At 71.8% G+C, this 18,586-nt stretch carries 18 protein-coding genes; 3 read left to right on the forward strand and 15 right to left on the reverse strand.

All coding sequences use genetic code 11. The features are described from left to right. Positions 1-27 precede the first annotated feature (27 nt). The 12 genes from K8W59_RS09490 to uvrA all read right to left on the reverse strand — a co-directional run bounded on the left by K8W59_RS09490 (position 28) and on the right by uvrA (position 13,553). Positions 28-1,008, reverse strand: coding sequence for a hypothetical protein (locus K8W59_RS09490; protein WP_223399594.1), 981 nt, complete (start codon positions 1,006-1,008; stop codon positions 28-30). A gap of 271 nt (positions 1,009-1,279) precedes the next feature. Next, a complete protein-coding gene (locus K8W59_RS09495; RefSeq protein WP_223399595.1) occupies positions 1,280-1,642 on the reverse strand; it encodes an RNA polymerase-binding protein RbpA in 363 nt (120 codons plus the stop codon). 16 nt (positions 1,643-1,658) lie between these two features. Further along, positions 1,659-1,895, reverse strand: a complete 237-nt coding sequence (gene secG / locus K8W59_RS09500) for a preprotein translocase subunit SecG (protein WP_223399596.1) — start codon at positions 1,893-1,895, stop codon at positions 1,659-1,661. A gap of 29 nt (positions 1,896-1,924) precedes the next feature. Continuing rightward, entirely contained in the window at positions 1,925-2,719 is a 795-nt protein-coding gene (tpiA, locus tag K8W59_RS09505; RefSeq protein WP_223399597.1) for a triose-phosphate isomerase, read from the reverse strand. Continuing rightward, entirely contained in the window at positions 2,712-3,935 is a 1,224-nt protein-coding gene (locus K8W59_RS09510; RefSeq protein ID WP_223399598.1) for a phosphoglycerate kinase, read from the reverse strand. The genes tpiA and K8W59_RS09510 overlap by 8 nt, the downstream gene beginning before the upstream one ends. Positions 3,936-3,969: 34 nt before the next feature. After that, a complete protein-coding gene (gene gap, locus K8W59_RS09515) occupies positions 3,970-4,974 on the reverse strand; it encodes a type I glyceraldehyde-3-phosphate dehydrogenase (RefSeq protein WP_223399599.1) in 1,005 nt (334 codons plus the stop codon). 154 nt (positions 4,975-5,128) lie between these two features. Further along, entirely contained in the window at positions 5,129-6,115 is a 987-nt protein-coding gene (whiA, locus tag K8W59_RS09520; RefSeq protein ID WP_223399600.1) for a DNA-binding protein WhiA, read from the reverse strand. Positions 6,116-6,178: 63 nt separating this feature from the next. Next, a complete protein-coding gene (locus K8W59_RS09525) occupies positions 6,179-7,153 on the reverse strand; it encodes a gluconeogenesis factor YvcK family protein (RefSeq protein WP_223399601.1) in 975 nt (324 codons plus the stop codon). A gap of 4 nt (positions 7,154-7,157) precedes the next feature. Continuing rightward, positions 7,158-8,042, reverse strand: a complete 885-nt coding sequence (gene rapZ / locus K8W59_RS09530) for an RNase adapter RapZ (protein ID WP_223399602.1) — start codon at positions 8,040-8,042, stop codon at positions 7,158-7,160. 3 nt (positions 8,043-8,045) lie between these two features. Continuing rightward, a complete protein-coding gene (uvrC, locus tag K8W59_RS09535; protein WP_223399603.1) occupies positions 8,046-10,013 on the reverse strand; it encodes an excinuclease ABC subunit UvrC in 1,968 nt (655 codons plus the stop codon). 2 nt (positions 10,014-10,015) lie between these two features. After that, entirely contained in the window at positions 10,016-10,486 is a 471-nt protein-coding gene (locus K8W59_RS09540; RefSeq protein WP_223399604.1) for a Rieske (2Fe-2S) protein, read from the reverse strand. A gap of 40 nt (positions 10,487-10,526) precedes the next feature. Continuing rightward, positions 10,527-13,553 carry an excinuclease ABC subunit UvrA gene (gene uvrA / locus K8W59_RS09545; RefSeq protein ID WP_223399605.1) on the reverse strand — a complete coding sequence of 1,009 codons (3,027 nt, stop codon included), beginning with the start codon at positions 13,551-13,553 and terminating at the stop codon, positions 10,527-10,529. A 200-nt stretch (positions 13,554-13,753) separates the two neighbouring features. Between uvrA and K8W59_RS09550 the strand changes: the two genes are divergently transcribed. After that, entirely contained in the window at positions 13,754-14,476 is a 723-nt protein-coding gene (locus tag K8W59_RS09550) for a maleylpyruvate isomerase family mycothiol-dependent enzyme (RefSeq protein ID WP_223399606.1), read from the forward strand. After that, the gene (locus tag K8W59_RS09555; RefSeq protein WP_223399607.1) at positions 14,470-15,153 is read left to right on the forward strand and encodes an MBL fold metallo-hydrolase; all 684 of its coding nucleotides are present in this window, start codon (positions 14,470-14,472) and stop codon (positions 15,151-15,153) included. Before K8W59_RS09550 ends, K8W59_RS09555 begins: the two co-directional genes overlap by 7 nt. A 127-nt stretch (positions 15,154-15,280) precedes the next feature. Here K8W59_RS09555 and K8W59_RS09560 read toward each other — a convergent pair whose 3' ends face one another. Next, positions 15,281-16,072: an FAD-binding oxidoreductase gene (locus K8W59_RS09560; protein WP_223399608.1), complete on the reverse strand. Its 792-nt coding sequence runs from the start codon at positions 16,070-16,072 to the stop codon at positions 15,281-15,283. Positions 16,073-16,139: 67 nt separating this feature from the next. Between K8W59_RS09560 and K8W59_RS09565 the strand changes: the two genes are divergently transcribed. After that, complete coding sequence (locus K8W59_RS09565; protein WP_223399609.1) at positions 16,140-16,775, forward strand: DUF1707 SHOCT-like domain-containing protein; 636 nt, start codon at positions 16,140-16,142, stop codon at positions 16,773-16,775. A gap of 270 nt (positions 16,776-17,045) precedes the next feature. Here the strand turns inward: K8W59_RS09565 and K8W59_RS09570 are convergent, their stop codons facing one another. Both K8W59_RS09570 and K8W59_RS09575 read right to left on the reverse strand, forming a co-directional pair. Next, complete coding sequence (locus K8W59_RS09570; protein ID WP_223399610.1) at positions 17,046-18,095, reverse strand: NAD-dependent epimerase/dehydratase family protein; 1,050 nt, start codon at positions 18,093-18,095, stop codon at positions 17,046-17,048. Position 18,096: 1 nt separating this feature from the next. Continuing rightward, positions 18,097-18,558: an SRPBCC family protein gene (locus K8W59_RS09575; RefSeq protein WP_223399611.1), complete on the reverse strand. Its 462-nt coding sequence runs from the start codon at positions 18,556-18,558 to the stop codon at positions 18,097-18,099. Between the last annotated feature and the right edge of the window lie 28 nt (positions 18,559-18,586).

Here is an 18,586-nt window from a genome sequence, read left to right on the forward strand (position 1 = left end):
CCGGGCACTCGATGCACTGACGCCCGGTCAGAGGAACTCGCCCTCGGGACGCCAACCGCCCAGTCGGGCACGCGCCGAACGCACTCCGGCGTACACCACGTCCAACGGATCCACGCCCGGACCGAACAGGTCCGCGGCCCAGACTTCGACGACGCACCATCCCCTCGCCTCAAGCCAGGCCTTCCGGACGGCGTCGGCGGCTCGCTTCTCGGGTGACCGGTGGGCTGCCACTCCCTGGTACTCGAAGCGCAGCCGCAGCTCCGGCACCGTGATGTCGCAGCGATAGCACGGACGGCCCTCGTCGTCGTACTCCCACTGCTGCGGGACGGCGCTGTCGACGCCCGCGTCCCAGCACGCGAGCAGCAGTACCGCCTCCGGGGGTGACTCCGGCAGCCCGGTCGCGAGCGGCGCGAGTTCGCGCAGTTGCACGACGCCGGGCATGCGGCGGAACCGTGGAAGCTGCCGCTGCAGATCCCCATGATCGAGACCGTGCCGGAGGAAGCTGCACAGCGCCGCGAACGCATCGTGCCGGCGCAGGCTCCGCCCGAGGTCGATCGCGGTCCGTAGCGGTGTGGTGACTCGCAGACCCTCGACCTGGGTCACATCGGAGTCGAGCAGGTTGCGGATCCCGCCGCGCACGCCTGCTCGCCGAGTCCGGGACTCGTTGCGGCTGACCAGCTCCAGCGGGACGGGCTCATAGGCGGCGGACCTAGGGAGCGCGTCGACTCCGTGCAGCCAGGCGGCGGTCCGATCCACGACGAGTACGGCGTCCGGCACGACCAGCTGGAGTGCTCGCGCGCGGCTCTCGATGGTGTCTCGCAGCTGGGCCACGGCATAGGCGCCGTGGGTGAGCTCCTTCACCAGTCCACGTTCGCACAGGATCTGGAACTGGCGTCGAGTGACGCCGCTCTGCATCGCCTGGGCGCGGGTGAACGGCACATCGAGTGGCAGCGGGCAGGTCTCGTTCAGCAGCGGGCCATCGAGCCATGGCGGCAGTCGTCGGGACATGCGGACAGGGTGGCCGCCCCATCGTGCACGGATGGGGAGCCATCCACAGGCTCGACGAAAGCCCAGGTCAGATCGCTAGCTGGCGTGCCGGTTCAGTTCGCCGGCCGAGTTGGGTGCAAGGAGTGCCCGGTCGCCGGGATATGGATGCACGCAATGCCCGGTTGGCGGGATATGGGTGCAGGGAGTGCCCGGTCGGCGGGATAAGGGTGCAGGGAGTGCCCGGTCGGCGGGATATGGGTGCAGGGAGTGCCCGGTCGCGGGAGGGCGAGGGTCAGAAGACGACGTCGCCGGACTTGCGGCGCTGGCGCAGCAGCTGGAGCGCCTCGTTGAGGATCACCTTGGCCTCGTCGTCGGAGCGGCGCTCCTTCACGTAGGCCAGGTGGGTCTTGTAGGGCTCGATCTTCGGCGCCGGTGGCGGGTTCTCCGCGTCCACCGAGGCCGGCAGGCCGCACTTCGGGCAGTCCCACGTCTCGGGGACGTCGGCCTCCTCCGCGAACGCGACGACGCACCGGTGCTGGTTCGCGCAGAAGAACGCCACCAGCTTCCGTGGGGCCGCCTCCCCCCGCTCCGCCTCACCGGACGGGCCGGAACCGACCCGGCTCCCGCGGATCGCGTTCCCTCCTCCGACAGCCATCACGGCCTCCCTAACGTCAGTTCTGGTTCGCCATCAGGAGGCCCAGCGCGACGATGCACGCGAACCAGATGACGCCGATAGCGACCGTGAAGCGGTCGAGGTTGCGCTCCGCCACCGACGACCCGCCCAGCGAACTGGAGACGCCGCCGCCGAACATGTCGGACAGGCCTCCGCCCCGGCCCTTGTGCAGCAGCACGAGGACGATCAGCAGCAGGCTGGTGACGACGAGCAGGATGGTGAACAGCAGTTGCACGGTGTCAATCCTAGACGACGATCCGCGGCTCAGATCGTCGGCATCTCGTAGAACCGGCAGATCCCGCCGAACTCGTCGGCCTGCAGGCTCGCGCCGCCGACCAGACAGCCGTCGATGTCCGGCTTCTCCATGATCCCGGCGACGTTCGCGGCCTTGACCGAGCCGCCGTACTGGATGCGTATGGCGTCCGCCGCGGCGTCGCCCCACACCTCCCGGACCCGCTCCCGGATCGCGCCGCAGACCTCCTGGGCGTCGTCCGGGGTCGCCACCTCGCCGGTCCCGATCGCCCAGACCGGCTCGTAGGCGACGACCAGCCCGCCGACCTGGTCGGCGGACAGCCCGGCGAGCGACCCCTCGACCTGCGCCAGCGTGAACGGCACCTGCTCGCCGGCCTGCCGTACCTCCAGGCCCTCGCCGACGCAGACGATCGGCGTCATGGACGCGTCGAGCACCCGCTTGGCCTTGGCGTTGACGACCTCGTCGGTCTCCCCGTGGTGCTGGCGCCGCTCGGAGTGCCCGACCACGACGTAGGAGCAGCCGAGCTTGGCGAGCATGGCCGCGGAGATCTCGCCGGTGTAGGCACCGCCGTCATTCTCGGAGACGTCCTGGGCGCCGTACTCGATGGAGAGCCGGTCGCCGTCGACGAGCGTCTGCACGGAGCGCAGGTCGGTGAACGGCGGCACCACGACCACCTCGACGGCGGAGTAGTCGTGCCGCTTGTCCGACAGCGTCCAGGCCAGCTTCTGCACCAGGACGACGGCCTCCTGGTGGTTGAGGTTGGACTTCCAGTTGCCCGCCATGATGGGGGTGCGTGCCTCAGCCATGGATGTTCCTCTCCAGTACGGCGATCCCGGGCAGCTCCTTGCCCTCGAGGTACTCCAGCGAGGCGCCGCCGCCGGTCGAGATGTGCCCGAAGGCGTCCTCGTCGATCCCGAGCGTGCGCACCGCGGCGGCGGAGTCGCCGCCTCCCACGACCGACAGCCCGTCGACCTGGGTCAGCGCCTCGGCCACCGCGCGGGTGCCCGCGGCGAACTCCTCGGTCTCGAAGACGCCCATGGGCCCGTTCCAGAACACGGTGCGGGCGTCGGAGAGGGCGTCGGCGAACGCGGCGGCCGAGTCGGGGCCGATGTCCAGGCCGATGGCGTCGGCCGGGATCTCCGAGGCGGGTACGACGGAGGGCTGGGGCTCGCGGTCACCGGACGGGAAGACCGTGTCGACGACCACGTCGGTCGGGAGCAGCAGCTCCACGCCGCGCTCCTTCGCCTGCTCGAGGTAGGCACGGCAGGTCTCGACCTGGTCCTCCTCGAGCAGGCTCTTGCCGACCTCGTAGCCCTGGGCCGCGAGGAAGGTGAAGACCATGCCCCCGCCGATGAGCAGCTTGTCGGCCTTCTGGAGCAGGTTGTCGATCACGCCGAGCTTGTCGGAGACCTTCGACCCGCCGAGCACCACGACGTAGGGGCGCTGGGGCTCCTCGGTGAGGCGCCGCAGCACGTCCACCTCGGTCGAGACCAGGTCGCCCATCGCGGCGGGCAGCCGCAGGGCGATGTCGTAGACACTGGCCTGCTTGCGGTGCACGACCCCGAAGCCGTCGGAGACGAACGCGTCACCGAGCTGGGCGAGCTGGCTGGCGAAGGCCGAGCGGATCTCGTCCTCCTTGGCCGTCTCGCCCTCGTTGAAGCGGACGTTCTCCAGGACAGCGACGTCGCCGTCCTGGAGGCCGGCCACCGTCTCGGAGGCGGACTCGCCCACGGTGTCGGTCGCGAACGCCACGTCCTTGCCGAGGAGCTCGCCGAGGCGACGGGCGACCGGCTCCAGGGTGTACGCCGGGTCCGGCGCCCCCTTGGGCCGGCCGAGGTGCGCGAGCACGATCACCCGTGCCCCGGCGTCCGCGAGCTGCCGGATGGTCGGGACGCTGGCGCGGATGCGCCCGTCGTCGGTGATGGTCGTCGTACCGCCGCTCTGCTCCAGCGGCACGTTGAGGTCCGAGCGCACCAGCACGCGCTTGCCGCGCAGGTCGCCCAGCGATGCGATGTCCGACATGGTGTGGCCTACTCCTGGGTCGTGGGGCGTGGCGTCAGAGGGACTTGCCGATGAACTCGGTGAGGTCCACCAGGCGGTTGGAGTAGCCCCACTCGTTGTCGTACCAGCCGACGACCTTGACCTGGTTGCCGATCACCTTGGTCAGGCCGGCGTCGAGGATGCAGGAGGCCGGGTCGGTGACGATGTCGGCGGAGACGATCGGGTCCTCGGTGTACTTCAAGAAGCCCTTGAGCGGGCCCTCGGCCGCCGCCTTGAGGATGCCGTTGACCTCCTCGACGGAGGTCTCGCGGGAGGCCTCGAAGGTCAGGTCGGTCGCCGAGCCGGTCGGAGTCGGGACGCGCAGTGCGTAGCCGTCCAGTTTGCCCTTGAGCTCGGGCAGGACCAGGCCGATCGCCTTGGCCGCGCCGGTGGAGGTCGGGATGATCGAGAGCGCGGCCGCGCGGGCGCGGCGCAGGTCCTTGTGCGGGCCGTCGAGCAGGTTCTGGTCCTGCGTGTAGGCGTGGATGGTGGTCATCAGGCCCCGGACGATGCCCAGCTCGTCGTTGAGCGCCTTGGCCATCGGGGCCAGGCAGTTGGTCGTGCAGGAGGCGTTGGAGACGATGGTGTCCTTGTCGGCGTCGTACTCCTCGTGGTTGACGCCCATCACGAAGGTGGCGTCCTCGTTCTTCGCCGGCGCGGAGATGATGACCTTCTTCGCCCCGCCGTCGATGTGCGCCTTGGCCTTCTCGGCGTCGGTGAAGATGCCGGTGGACTCCACGACGATGTCGGCGCCGACCTCGCCCCACGGGATGTTGGCGGGGTCCTTCTCGGCGAACACCTTGATCGTCTTGCCGCCGACGGTGATGTCCTCGTCGGTCGCGGTGACGTCCTCGTCGAGCACGCCCAGGACCGAGTCGTACTTGAGCAGGTGCGCGATCGTCTGGTTGTCCATCAGGTCATTGGCGGCGACGATCTCGATGTCGGCGCCGGACGCCTTGGCGGCGCGGAAGAAGTTGCGCCCGATCCGGCCGAAGCCGTTGATGCCTACGCGAACGGTCACTGCGGTCACTCCTGGAGGTGGTCGACTGGTCGAGGTTGCGTTGCGACCCTACCGCGCGGGCGCAGCCCTCCGGCAGGGGTGTCCCGCGTACCTCTCGGTAACGTTTGGATCGTTCAAACTGTGGTACGGCGGCCGGGGAGAGGGGTACGGCGGCTCAGGCCTCGTCGGCGAGCATCTCCGGCGTCAGCGAGGACTCGGTGTCGGGGATGCCCAGCTCCTCGGCACGCTTGTCCGCCATCGCGAGCAGCCGGCGGATGCGGCCGGCGATCGCGTCCTTGGTGAGGACGGGGTCGTGCAGCTGGCCGAGCTCCTCCAGGGAGGCCTGCTTGTGCTCCAGTCGCAGCTGGCCGGCCTGCTTGAGGTGGTCGGGCACCTCGTCGCCCAGGATCTCCAGCGCACGCTCGACGCGTGCACCCGCGGCGACGGCGGCGCGGGCGGAGCGGCGCAGGTTGGCGTCGTCGAAGTTGGCCAGCCGGTTGGCGGTGGCCCGGACCTCGCGGCGCATCCGCCGCTCCTCCCAGGCCATGAGGGACTCGTGGGCCCCCAGGCGGGTGAGCAGCGAGCCGATCGCGTCGCCGTCGCGGATGACGACCCGGTCCACGCCGCGGACCTCGCGGGGCTTGGCCTGGACGCCGAGCCGGCGGGCGACGCCGACCAGGGCGAGGGCCGCCTCGGGGCCGGGGCAGGTCACCTCCATCGAGGAGGAGCGGCCCGGCTCGGTCAGAGAGCCGTGGGCCAGGAACGCGCCGCGCCAGGCGGCGACGGCGTCACAGCCGCCACCGGACACGACCATCGGCGGCAGGCCGCGCACCGGGCGGCCGCGCTGGTCGAGCAGGCCGGTCTGGCGGGCCAGGGCCTCGCCGTCCCGGTCGACCCGGACGAGGTAGCGACTGCCCTTGCGCAGCCCCGCGGGCTGGACGACGACGACCTCCGAGCGGTGCCCGTAGACCTCCGCGATGTCGGTGCGCAGGCGCCGGGCAGCGGCGCCCGTGTCGAGCTCGGCCTCGACGACGATCCGGCCGCCGACGATGTGCAGGCCCCCCGCGAAACGGAGCATCGAGGCCACCTCCGCCTTGCGGCAACAGGTCTTCGTCACCGGAGTGCTGGCCAGCTCTGCCTTCACCTGTGCGGTCATCGCCATAGGCCCGATCCTTCCATGCGAGTCAACGACCCTCGGCGGCGCGGGCGCCCCCTGCGACCCAGGTCACCTGGCCTCGCGGACCATCGCGCGGAAGAGGTCGGCGAGCCGGTCGGGGTCGTGGCGGGGAGTCCCGTCGCCGAGGGCGATCTCGCCGAGCACCAGCTCGCCGCCGAGTCTGCGCGCCGCCTCGGCAAGGGCGTCCGGGTCGGGCACCGAGGACGGGTCGGCGACCACTCGATGGATCCGCAGGTCCGGCGCGTGCTCGAGCAGGGCCGCGAGGTGGTCCTCGGGACGCAGCCCGTGGGTCTCCCCCTGCTGCGGCTCGAGGTTGAGCACCACGACCACCCGGCCCGCGGTGGTGGTGAGGGCCTCGCGCAGTTGCGGCACGACCAGGTGCGGGATCACCGAGGTGTACCAGGAGCCCGGGCCGAGCACGACCCAGTCGGCCTCCCGCACCGCCGCGACGGCCTCCGGGCAGGCGTCCACGCCGTCGGGGTCCAACCGGATCGACCGGATCCGTCCCTCGGTGGTCGCGACCTCCACCTGGCCGCGCACCTGCGCGACCCGGCCGTCGGCGTCGGTGACCTCCGCGGTGATGTCCATCGGGGTCGTCGACATCGGCAGCACCCGGCCCTCGGCGCCGAGCAGCCGCCCGACCAGGTCCAGTGCCTTCACCTGGTCGCCGAGGATCTCCCAGAGCCCGACGATGAGCAGGTTGCCGAGCGCGTGACCCTCCATCTCGCCGTGGCCGGCGAACCGATGCTGGACCACCTCGGCCCAAGTGCGGCCCCACTCGTCGTCACCGCACAGCGCCGCCAGCGCCATCCGCAGGTCGCCGGGCGGCAGCACGCCGAACTCGTGCCGCAGCCGGCCCGAGGAGCCGCCGTTGTCGGCGACGGTGACGACCGCGGTCAGGTCGGGTACGACGCGCCGCCAGGCCGACAGCGAGGCGAACAGGCCGTGCCCCCCGCCGAGCGCGACCACGGCCGGACCGTCCGACGACCGGCCGGCCGCCTGCTCGATCAACGACTCCACCATGCCGTCACTCCCGTCCGAGATCGCGGTGCTGCGCGCGGGCGTCGAAGCCGGTCTCCAGGAGCCCGTTGACCAGCGCCTCGGTCATCGCCACGCTGCGGTGCTTGCCGCCGGTGCAGCCGATGGCCACGGTCATGAACCGCTTGCCCTCGCGCAGGTAGCCCTCCCCCACGGTGCGGATGATCGGGAGGTACTGGTCGAGGAACTCCTGAGCGCCGGGGCGGCTGCGGACGTAGTCGGCCACCTCGCGGTCCCGGCCGGACTGGGCACGCAGCTCGGGGACCCAGAACGGGTTCGGCAGGAACCGCATGTCGGCGACCAGGTCGGCGTCGACCGGGATGCCGTACTTGAAGCCGAAGCTCACGACCGTGATCTTCAGCGACACCGACTCCGGCGTGCCGAACGCCTCGGCGACCTTCGCGGTGAGCTGGTGCACGTTGAGGTTCGAGGTGTCGATGACGACGTCGGCGCTGCCGCGCAGGTCCTGCATGACCGCGCGCTCGCGCTGCAGGCCGTCGAGCAGCCGGCCGCTGCCCTGCAGGGGGTGCGGCCGCCGCGCGGCCTCCTGGCGGCGCACGAGGACGTCGTCGTCGGCCTCGAGGAACAGCAGGGTGGTACGCCGGCCGGTGCGGCCCTGCGCGAGGTTCGCCTTGAGGGATTCGAAGAAGATCCCGGAGCGGACGTCGACGACGACCGCGATGGGCTGCTCCACGCCCTTGGACTCGTCGACCAGCTCGACCACGTGCCGCAGCAGGTTCGGCGGCAGGTTGTCCACGACGTAGAAGCCGAGGTCCTCCAGCTCCTTGGCCGCCGTACTGCGACCGGCCCCGGTCATGCCGGTCACGACCACCAGCTCCCCCCGGTGGTCGCGCAGCGCCCCCTCGCTCGTCATCGTCTACTCCTCCAGGATCTCGCCGGTCGTCACGTTGATCGCGGGCCCAGTCTTCCCGCTCGTCGCCTGATCGGCGACGGCCTCCTTGATGGCCGCCGCGGTGCGGGGGCCGATACCTGGCACCTGGGCGATCTCCTCCACGGTCGCGGCGCGCAGCTTGCGCAGCGAGCCGAAGTGCCGGATGAGGGTCTTGCGCCGCACCTCCCCGAGGCCGGGCACGTCGTCGAGCAGGCTCTCCACCATCGACTTCGACCGCCGGCCGCGGTGGTGGGTGATGGCGAACCGGTGCGCCTCGTCCCGGATCCGCTGCAGCAGGTAGAGCCCCTCGGAGCTGCGGGGCAGGATGACCGGGTCCTCCTGGCCGGGCACCCAGACCTCCTCCAGCCGCTTGGCCAGGCCGCACAGCGGCACGTCGTCGATGCCGAGCTCGTCCAGCGCGCGCTGCGCGGCGGCGACCTGCGGGGGCCCGCCGTCGACCACCACCAGGCCCGGTGAGTAGGCGAACTTCCGGGGGCGACCGGTGTCCGGGTCGACCAGCATCGGCCCGTCCTCCCCCGCGACCTGCTCCGAGCGCGCCTGCTCGTCGAGCAGCCGCCGGAAGCGGCGGGTGATGACCTCGTGCATCGAGGCCACGTCGTCCTGACCGTCCACGCCCTTGATCACGAACCGGCGGTACTCGCTCTTGCGGGCCAGTCCGTCCTCGAAGACCACCATGGAGGCGACCACCTCGGTCCCCTGCAGGTTGGACACGTCGTAGCACTCGATCCGCAGGGGCACCTCGTCGAGGCCGAGCGCGTTCTGGATCTCCTCCAGCGCCCGGTTGCGGGTGGTGAGGTCCGAGGCGCGCTTGGTCTTGTGCAGGGCGAGCGCCTGCTGGGCGTTGCGGGCGACCGTCTCCTGCAGCGACTTCTTGTCGCCGCGCCGCGGGACCCGGATCCGCACCTTGGAGCCGCGCAGGTCGCCGAGCAGCTGCTCCAGCGTCTCGGCGTCGGGTGGCAGCTCGGGCACGAGGACCTCGCGCGGGATCGAGTCGGCGTCGCCGCCGTACAGCTGCAGCAGGAAGCCCTCGACCAGGTCCGCGGTGCCGCCCTCGTCCACCCGGTCGGCGACCCAGCCCCGCTGTCCGCGGATCCGCCCGCCGCGGACGTAGAAGATCTGGACCGCGACCTCCAGGGGGTCCTCGGCGAGCGCGATCACGTCGGCGTCCGCGCCGTCGCCGAGCACGACCGCCTGCTTCTCCAGGGCGCGGTTCATCGCGCCCAGGTCGTCGCGCAGGCGGGCGGCCTTCTCGAAGTCGAGGGCCTCGGAGGCGGCGTACATCTCCTCCTCGATCCGGCGGATGAACGGTCGGGTGCGGCCGGCCATGAAGTCGCAGAAGTCGTCGACGATGCGGCGGTGGTCCTCGGCGCTGATGTTGCCCACGCACGGCGCGGAGCACTTGTCGATGTAGCCCAGCAGGCACGGCCGGCCGATCTGCGCGGACCGCTTGAAGACGCCGTTGCTGCACGAGCGCATCGGGAAGACGCGGAGCAGGATGTCGACGGTCTCGCGGATCGCCCAGGCGTGGCTGTAGGGGCCGAAGTAGCGATTGCCCTTCCGCTTGGCACCGCGCCCGACCATGACGCGGGGGTACTCCTCGGACAACGTGACCGCCAGCCAGGGATAGGACTTGTCGTCGCGGTACTTGACGTTGAAGCGGGGGTCGTACTCCTTGATCCAGGAGTACTCCAGCTGCAGCGCCTCCACCTCGGTCTCGACGACGGTCCACTCCACGCGCGCCGCGGTCGTGACCATCGTCGCGGTGCGCGGGTGCAGGTTGGCGATGTCCTGGAAGTACGACGACAGCCGGGCGCGCAGGTTCTTCGCCTTGCCGACGTAGATGACCCGGTCCTTGGCGTCCCGGAACCGGTAGACGCCGGGCTGGGTCGGGATCGTGCCCGGTTCGGGTCGGTAGGAGAGAGGTCCAGGCACGCTCAGCCCACGGTGAGGGTGTCGCCGTCGACGGTGACGGACTTCTCCGGAAGCGGCTTGGACGCCGGGCCCGCGACGACCGAGCCGTCGCTGATGGAGAACTTGCTGCCGTGGCAGGGGCAGTCGATCGTCGTGGCCACCTTGGTGACCGCGCAGCCCTGGTGGGTGCAGATCGAGCTGAACGCCTTGAACTCGCCGGCCGACGGCTGGGTCACGACCGTCTCGGAGTCCTCCAGGATGACGCCGCCGCCCTCGGGGACGTCGGCGGTGGCCAGCTCGCCGCCCGAGCCGCTCGTGCTCGCGCCACCACCGGAGTCGGCGCTGCCGCCGGAGGGGGTGTCGGCCGACTCCCCACCGCCGGCCGAGTCGCTGCCGCAGGCGGCGAGCAGGGGCGCGCCCACGCCGAGCGCGGCCACGCCGCCGACGACCTGCCGACGGTTGACCGAGGACGGGCGGGGGGTGGAGCGGGTCATGGAGATCCTCCTGGGCAGGAACGGGCAGTCTGCGGGCAGCCTACCGAGCGGCCCGAGCGCGCGACTTCGCCGCAGCCGGCTTCGTGGCCGCCGACTTCCGGGTGGTGGTGCGCTTGCTCGCGGCCTTCTTCGCCGGGGCCTTCTTCGCCGGCTTCGCTGCCGGCGCCTTGACGGCCTTGGCCGGCTTGGCGGTCGGCGTCTGCCCCGGCGTCACGCCGAGCAGCGGCGCGAGGAAGGCGCCGGTGTGGCTGGCCGGGTCCGCGGCCACGTCCTCCGGCGTGCCCTCCGCGACGACGGTCCCGCCGCGCGAGCCGCCCTCGGGACCCATGTCGATGATCCAGTCGGCGGTCTTGATCACGTCCAGGTTGTGCTCGATCACCAGCACGGTGTTGCCCTTGTCGACCAGCCCGGAGAGCACGTGGAGCAGCTTGCGGATGTCCTCGAAGTGCAGGCCGGTCGTCGGCTCGTCCAGAACGTAGACGGTGCGACCGGTGGAGCGCTTCTGCAGCTCGCTGGCGAGCTTGACCCGCTGCGCCTCGCCGCCGGAGAGGGTGGTCGCGGGCTGGCCGAGGCGGACGTAGCCGAGGCCGACCTCGCACAGGGTCTTCATGTGCCGGGCGATCGCGGGGACGGCGGCGAAGAAGTCCGCGGCCTCCTCGATCGGCATGTCGAGGACCTCGGCGATGGTCTTGCCCTTGTAGTGGACCTCGAGCGTCTCCCGGTTGTAGCGCGCTCCGTGGCACACCTCGCACGGGACGTAGACGTCGGGCAGGAAGTTCATCTCGATCTTGATCGTGCCGTCGCCCGAGCACGCCTCGCAGCGACCGCCCTTGACGTTGAAGGAGAAGCGGCCCTGGAGGTACCCGCGCATCTTCGCCTCGGGGGTGGAGGCGAAGAGCTTGCGCACGTGGTCGAAGACGCCGGTGTAGGTCGCCGGGTTGGACCGCGGCGTCCGGCCGATCGGGCTCTGGTCGACGTGGATCACCTTGTCCACGTGCTCCAGCCCGGAGATCTTGCGGTGCCGGCCGGGGACCGCGCGGGCGTGGTAGATCTGCTTGGCCAGCGAGGTGTAGAGGATGTCGTTGACCAGCGTCGACTTGCCGGACCCGGAGACGCCCGTGACGGCGCAGAAGACGCCCAGCGGGAAGTCGACCGTGACGTCGTCGAGGTTGTTCTCGCGGGCGCCGTGCACGGTGAGGCTGCGGCCCTTGGTGCGCGGACGGCGTACGTCGGGGACCGGGATCTGCCGGCGACCGGAGAGGTACTGCCCCGTCATCGAGTCCGGGTGCTCCAGGAGGTCCTGGACCGAGCCGGAGTGCACCACCTGCCCGCCGTGCTCCCCGGCGCCGGGGCCGATGTCGACGATCCAGTCGGCGACCCGGATGGTGTCCTCGTCGTGCTCGACCACGATCAGCGTGTTGCCGAGGTCCTTGAGCCGCACCAGGGTCTCGATCAGCCGGTGGTTGTCGCGCTGGTGCAGGCCGATCGACGGCTCATCGAGGACGTAGAGGACGCCCACCAGGCCGGCGCCGATCTGGGTGGCCAGCCGGATCCGCTGCGCCTCACCGCCCGACAGCGAGCCGCTGGGGCGGTTCAGCGAGAGGTAGTCCAGCCCGACGTCGAGGAGGAAGTTGAGTCGCTCCTGGATCTCCTTGAGCACCCGCTCGCCGATCTGCCGCTCGCGTGCGGTCAGGTCCAGTGCGCGCAGGTAGTCGGCGGTCTCGTTGATCGGGAGGGCGCAGAGCTCGGCGATCGACAGGCCGCCGGACTCCTGGGGCCCGAGGGTCACCGCCATGGAGACCGGCTTGAGCCGGCTGCCCTGGCAGGTGGGGCACGGGACCTCGCGCATGAAGCCCTCGAAGCGCTCCCGCGAGGTGTCGGACTCGGCCTCGCGGTGCCGGCGCTCGACGTACTCCCGGACGCCGTCGAAGGAGGCGTAGTAGGCCCGCTGGCGGCCGTAGCGGTTGCGGGTGACGACGTGCACCTTGGTCGGGTGCCCGTCCAGGATCGCCCGGCGCGCCTTCGCCGGCAGCTTGTTCCACGGGGTGTTGAGGTCGAAGCCCAGCTCGTCGCCCAGCGCCCCCATCAGCTTGAGGAAGTAGTCGGCGATGTGCGCGTGGCTCCACGGCTGGATCGCCCCCTCGCCGAGCGTGGCCTCGGGGTCCGGCACGACCAGCTCGGGGTCGATCTCCATCCGGGTGCCGAGGCCGTGGCACTCCGGGCAGGCGCCGAACGGGGAGTTGAACGAGAAGGACCGCGGCTCGAGGTCGTCGGTGTCGAGCGGGTGGTCGTTGGGGCAGGACATCTTCTCGGAGAAGCGCATCTCCCGGCCCGGCTCGCCGGCGTCGAGGTCGACGAAGTCGAAGAGCACCAGGCCGCCGGCCAGGTTGAGCGCGGTCTCCACCGAGTCGGTGAGCCGCCGCTTGGCCGACTCCTTGACCGCGAGCCGGTCGACCACGACCTCGATGGTGTGCTTCTTCTGCTTGTCCAGCTTGGGCGGGTCCTCCAGCAGGTGGGTCTCGCCGTTGACCCGGGCGCGGGAGAAGCCCTGGGACTGCAGCTGCTTGAAGAGCTCGACGTACTCCCCCTTGCGGCCGCGCACGACCGGGGCGAGCACCTGGAAGCGCCGGCCCTCCTCCAGCGCCAGGATGCGGTCCACGATCTGCTGCGGCGTCTGCCGCTCGATCGGGGCGCCGCAGACCGGGCAGTGCGGCCGGCCGATCCGCGCGTAGAGCAGGCGGAGGTAGTCGTAGACCTCGGTGATCGTCCCGACCGTGGAGCGCGGGTTCTTGCTCGTCGACTTCTGGTCGATGGAGACCGCGGGGCTCAGCCCCTCGATGAAGTCGACGTCCGGCTTGTCCATCTGGCCGAGGAACTGGCGGGCGTAGGCCGACAGCGACTCGACGTAGCGCCGCTGACCCTCGGCGAAGATCGTGTCGAAGGCGAGGCTGGACTTCCCCGAGCCGGACAGGCCGGTGAAGACGATGAGGGCGTCGCGTGGGAGGTCGATCGAGACGTCCTTGAGGTTGTGCTCGCGCGCACCACGGATGATCAGCTGGTCGGCCACGGAGGTCCTTCTCAAGAGTGACGGTCGAGGCGGGGTGTTCGAACAAGTGTTCGCCATGAGGGGAAGGGTCCGCAACCCGCCACGCGGACCGTCCTCGATCCTACGGGGCGAACCGGCCGCTCCCCACCGCCGCAGGTGTACTGCGGACCACAGCGGACAACCGGTGGAGCGGTGTCCCCGCTGCGTGCTGGAATGGGCCCATGGCCACCGACCCCGCACCCTCGGACTTCACCCTGCTGTCCGAGGCGACCCAGCGCCTGGTGCGCACGGTCGACGGGCTGACCGATGACCGGCTCGCCGAGCCCTCCGGGCTCCCGGGGTGGTCCCGCGCGCACGTGGTGGCGCACCTGGCGCTGAACGCGGAGGCACTGGAGCGGGTGCTCAACGGCGTCGCGGCGAACGACCCGGTGCCGATGTACCCCTCCCAGCAGCGCCGTGATGGCGACATCGGGGACCTGGTGGAGGCGGGCTCCGGCGAGCTGCGCTCGCGCACCCTGCAGGCGGTCCGCCTCTTCACCGACGCCGCCCGCGCGTTCCCCCAGGACCGCGCCGACGTGCGGGTGGAGCGCGTCCCGGGCGGCACGTCCTTCCCGGCCGGGGCCGCGCTGGGGATGCGCTGGCGCGAGGTCGAGATCCACCACGCCGACCTCGATGCGGGCTACTCCTTCGCCGACTGGCCGCTCGCGTTCTCCGTCGCGGCCGCCGAGGTGCTGACCTCGCCCGACGGGCCGCCCCGTGCGTGGCCGAGCCCGTTCGAGGTGCAGGCCCGCGATGCCGGCCGCAGCTGGCGGGTGGGCGACGGCGAGCCCCGGCAGGTGGTCTCCGGCGATGCCGCCCCGCTGGTCTGGTGGCTGAGCGGGCGGGGCGAGGGCGTCGGCCTGCAGACCGACCAGGGAGAGCTACCGGAGGTGCCGAGATGGTGAACGAGACGTACGACGGCGAGGTCGCCCCGGGCGGCCCCGCGCAGACCCGCTCGCTGGGCTGCGTGACCATGACCAAGGTCGCGGTCGACCCGGAGATGTCCAACAACGCCTACCTGTTGCGCTGCGACGAGACCGGGGACCAGGTGCTGATCGACGCCGCGGCCGAGCCGGAGACGCTGCGCGAGCTCGTCGGCGACGGCGGCCTGACCACGATCGTCACCACCCACCAGCACTGGGACCACCACCGTGCGCTGAAGGAGCTGGCCGAGGCGACCGGGGCGGAGATCGTCGCCGGCGCCCCGGACGCGGACGCGATCACCGAGCAGACCGGGGTCGCCGTCGACCGTCGGCTGGCCCACGGCGACACGGTCGCGGTGGGGTCGTGCACGCTGCGGGTCATCGCGCTCGCCGGGCACACCCCCGGCTCGATCGCACTGCTCCTCGACGACGAGCACACCGAGCACCCGCACCTGTGGACCGGAGACTCGCTGTTCCCCGGCGGGGTGGGCAACACCTTCGGCGACGACGCCGCCTTCCAGCAGCTGATCGACGACGTGGACACCAAGGTGTTCGGCGAGCTGCCGGACTCGACGTACTTCTATCCCGGCCACGGCAACGACTCCACCCTCGGCGAGGAGCGTCCGCACGTCGAGCAGTGGCGCGCCCGCGGCTGGTAGGGCCAGAGTCGCGCATCGCCCCCGCTGGGGGCGAGCCGACTGGAGGTAGCCAGGCCACCTGATCGAGCGCCGGGAAGGTGGCTGGGGCTACCCCCGATCGCCAGAGGGAGCCGAAGGTACGTGAGGCTCAGCGCGACTCGTCGGCAGCCGCCATCTCGGCGTGGGCGCGGCGTACCTCCTCGACATCGCCGAAGGGGTTGCCGTCCAGGGAGATGAACCGCTCCTGGTGCCGACGGGCGCGCGGCACGCCGAGCCCCTTGAGCGCCGCCTGCACGACCGCCATGAAGGGGGTCGGGCCGCAGGTGAAGGTGTCGTACCCGGCCTCGACGTACGGCTCGGCGAAGTCCCGCACGAGCTCGGTGGTCGGCAGCCCGTGGACGTCGTCGTGCCAGTCCACGAGCAGGAGCCGCGACGGATGGGCCGCCGCGAGCTCCCGGAGGGCGGAGCCGAAGATCGTCGACGCCGAGTCGCGGTTGGCGTAGAAGAGCACCACCCGCCCGGACCCCGAGGCGAGCGCGGCGCGCACGATCGACATCACCGGCGTGATCCCCGAGCCGGCGGCGAACAGGAGCAGATCGTCGTCGAGCGACCGCGGTGTGAAGGTGCCCTCCGGCGGCAGCACCCGCACCGTGTCACCCGGCCGCAGCCGGTCGTTGACCCAGTTCGACGCGTAGCCGCCCTCGGTCCGCTTCACCGTCACCGTGAGCGGCTCGCCCGGCGGCACGCACAGCGAGTAGCACCGCGGCACCAGCCCGGTCCGCTCCGAGGGGATCCCCAGGGTGAGGAACTGCCCCGGCCGGAACCCGAACGTGTCGGCCAGCTCGTCGGGCAGGTCGAAGACGACCGAGGCGGCGTCGGCGGTCTCGGGTACGACGTCCCGCACGGTCAGCAGGTAGGACTGCTCGCCGTTGTCCGTCATCGGCCACCTCCTGCACCGATGCTCGCACGCCCGAGGTGAGGACCACCGGGTGGCTACGCTGAGGGGCATGAGCGCGCTGCCGCACGACTTCTGGGCCGGTTTCGCGCTCGACCCGCGCCACCCCGCCCACGCCGGGCTGAGGGCGGCCGACGAGGACCGCGAGCACGTGCACCGCCTGTTGAGCGAGGCCTACGCCCGCGGCCAGCTCGGCCCGGAGGAGCACGACGAGCGCGTGGACTTCGTCGCCGGCGCCCGGACCCTCGGTGAGCTCCCGCCCGTCGTCGAGGACCTGGTGATGCGCTCCCCGGTCCGCCTGCCGCCGCCGATCCCGCCCCAGCAGCTGCGTGCCCAGGCGGAGCTGTTCGTGCAGGCCCGGACCAGGTCGCAGTGGGTCAGCGCCGGCTTCGCGGCCCTGGTCGCCTCGGTGGTCGGCATCGCCGGCGGCGGCGCCGTGCTGCTGACCGCGCTGGTGCTCCTGACGCTGCTGCTGGGCACGCGCGCCTTGCGCACGCAGGTACGGCGGGACGAGCTGGTCGCCCGCCAGGAGCGGCGGCTGGACTTCCAGGCGCGGGACCGGATCGAGCGGCAGCAGCGGCAGGTCCGGCGTCGCCAGCGGCGTGCGGAGGCGATGCAGCAGGTCGGCCCGTGGGCGGAGCAGGAGCTGCGCCGCCGCCTGGGTCCGCACGCCCGTCGGCGCGGCTGACGGACGCCGGGGCACCACGCCGCGGACCGCGGAGTTTCGCGACGACACGCGCAAAGTCTGTTCCCGCGCCCGGGTCCGTGGTCTCATGGACCCCGTGCGGGCGGTCGGGGGGCCGCCGGAGAGCCCTGCCCTCGTTCTCGAGCGTTCGTCGGGCTCGACGGCTCCACCCGCCCGTTCCTGCACGTCAGCGACGTCGATACCCCCGACGGCGTCAGTGCCGGCGTGCAGGAACGGGTCCGGTGGGTCGTCGAGCCCCAGCAGACCGGTCGGTCAGGCCATGCGGAGGAGGGACCGCACCCGGTGCCGGGTCAGCGAGACGCCGGCACGCACGGTCCGCGGCGCGCGCAGCGCCTCGGCCAGCGGGGCGTAGGTGCGGGTCCAGGCCGGGTCGCTCGGCAGCGGTCGCTCCAGGTCGGTCCCCCACGGGTCGAGGGCGCGGAGCATCGCCTCGCGGACGCCGAGCAGCGGCTCCCCGTCGGCCGGGACCCAGGTGGCGTCGGGCCGGCACACCATGTCGTCGCGCAGGGACGCGACCAGCGCGGCCACGGTGTGGAACGGCGCCTGCACGAGCCCCGCCGTGGCCAGCGCCACGATCGGCTCCGGCGCCACGAGCACGGGGATCCGCACCCGCAGCATCCGCGCCGCGCGGTCGTAGGCACCCAGCAGGGCCGGGTAGCGCAGCACGTCCGGGCCGCCGATGTCGACGGCCCCCTCGAGCGTCGTACCGTCGTCGAATGCCTCCACCAGGGCGCGCACCGCATCGGTGACCGCGATCGGCTGCACCCGCGTGCGGGCGAGCCACAGCGGGACGGGCTGGATCAGCAGCAGGGTGGCGAGCTGCCGGATGACCTCGTAGGACGTGGAGCCGGCGCCGATGACCACGCCCGCGCGCAGCGCGACGGTCGAGGTGTCGGCGCGCAGCAGCTCCTCCTCGACCTCGAGTCGCGAGGCGATGTGCGCCGAGAGCCGGTCGCGGGGCACGTCGGGCACCAGGCCGGAGAGGTAGACCAGACGACGTACGTCGGCCGCGTCGACCGCGGCGCGCACGTTCTCCGCGCCGATCCGGTCGCGCTCGCTGAAGCCCCGGACCGACAGCGAGTGCACGAGGTAGCAGACCGCGTCCACGTCCGCGACCGCCGCGTCCACCGCCGCACGGTCGGTGACGTCGCAGCGCACCCAGTCGACCTGGGCGCCCCAGGAGAAGCGGTCGGGGTCGGGGGTGGACGACGACGCCGCGACCACGTCGTGGCCGGCGTCCAGCAGGGCGGGCACGAGCCGGGAGCCGACGTACCCGCTCGCTCCGAGAACCAGGATCCTCATCTCACTCCCCCAGGTAGCGGCGGACGTTCTGGCCGAACCGGAAGCCCATGCCGGCGACGACGCCGCTCATGACCCGCTCGACCGCGGGTCGCGCGACGCGCGGGAAGGGCAGCTCGACCCAGATCTCCAGGTCGATGGACACGTGGGTCCCCCCGGTGACCGGCTCGAGGAAGTACTCCCCCACGACGCCGGCCTTCTCCTCGGTGCGGGTCTCGTCGTGCTTGAAGGTGATCCGCCGCGGGCGGTCGAACTCCATCAGCTCGGTGAAGCTGGGCTCGATCGCCGAGCTGAGCACCGGGATCCGGGTGAGGTGCCAGGTCCAAACGTCGCCGTCGGCGTCGATCCGCTTGAGGTTCGGGGTGAACCGCACCAGCAGCTCGGGGTCGGTAAGGATCGCCCAGACCTCCTCGGGGGTGGCTCTGAGGACCGCGTCGGAGACGTTGCGAGCACTGAATCGGGTCACCGCCCCAGCCTAGGTTCCCGCCGGTGAG

It is taken from the genome of Nocardioides rotundus, from assembly GCF_019931675.1.
Taxonomy (GTDB): Bacteria; Actinomycetota; Actinomycetes; order Propionibacteriales; family Nocardioidaceae; genus Nocardioides; species Nocardioides rotundus.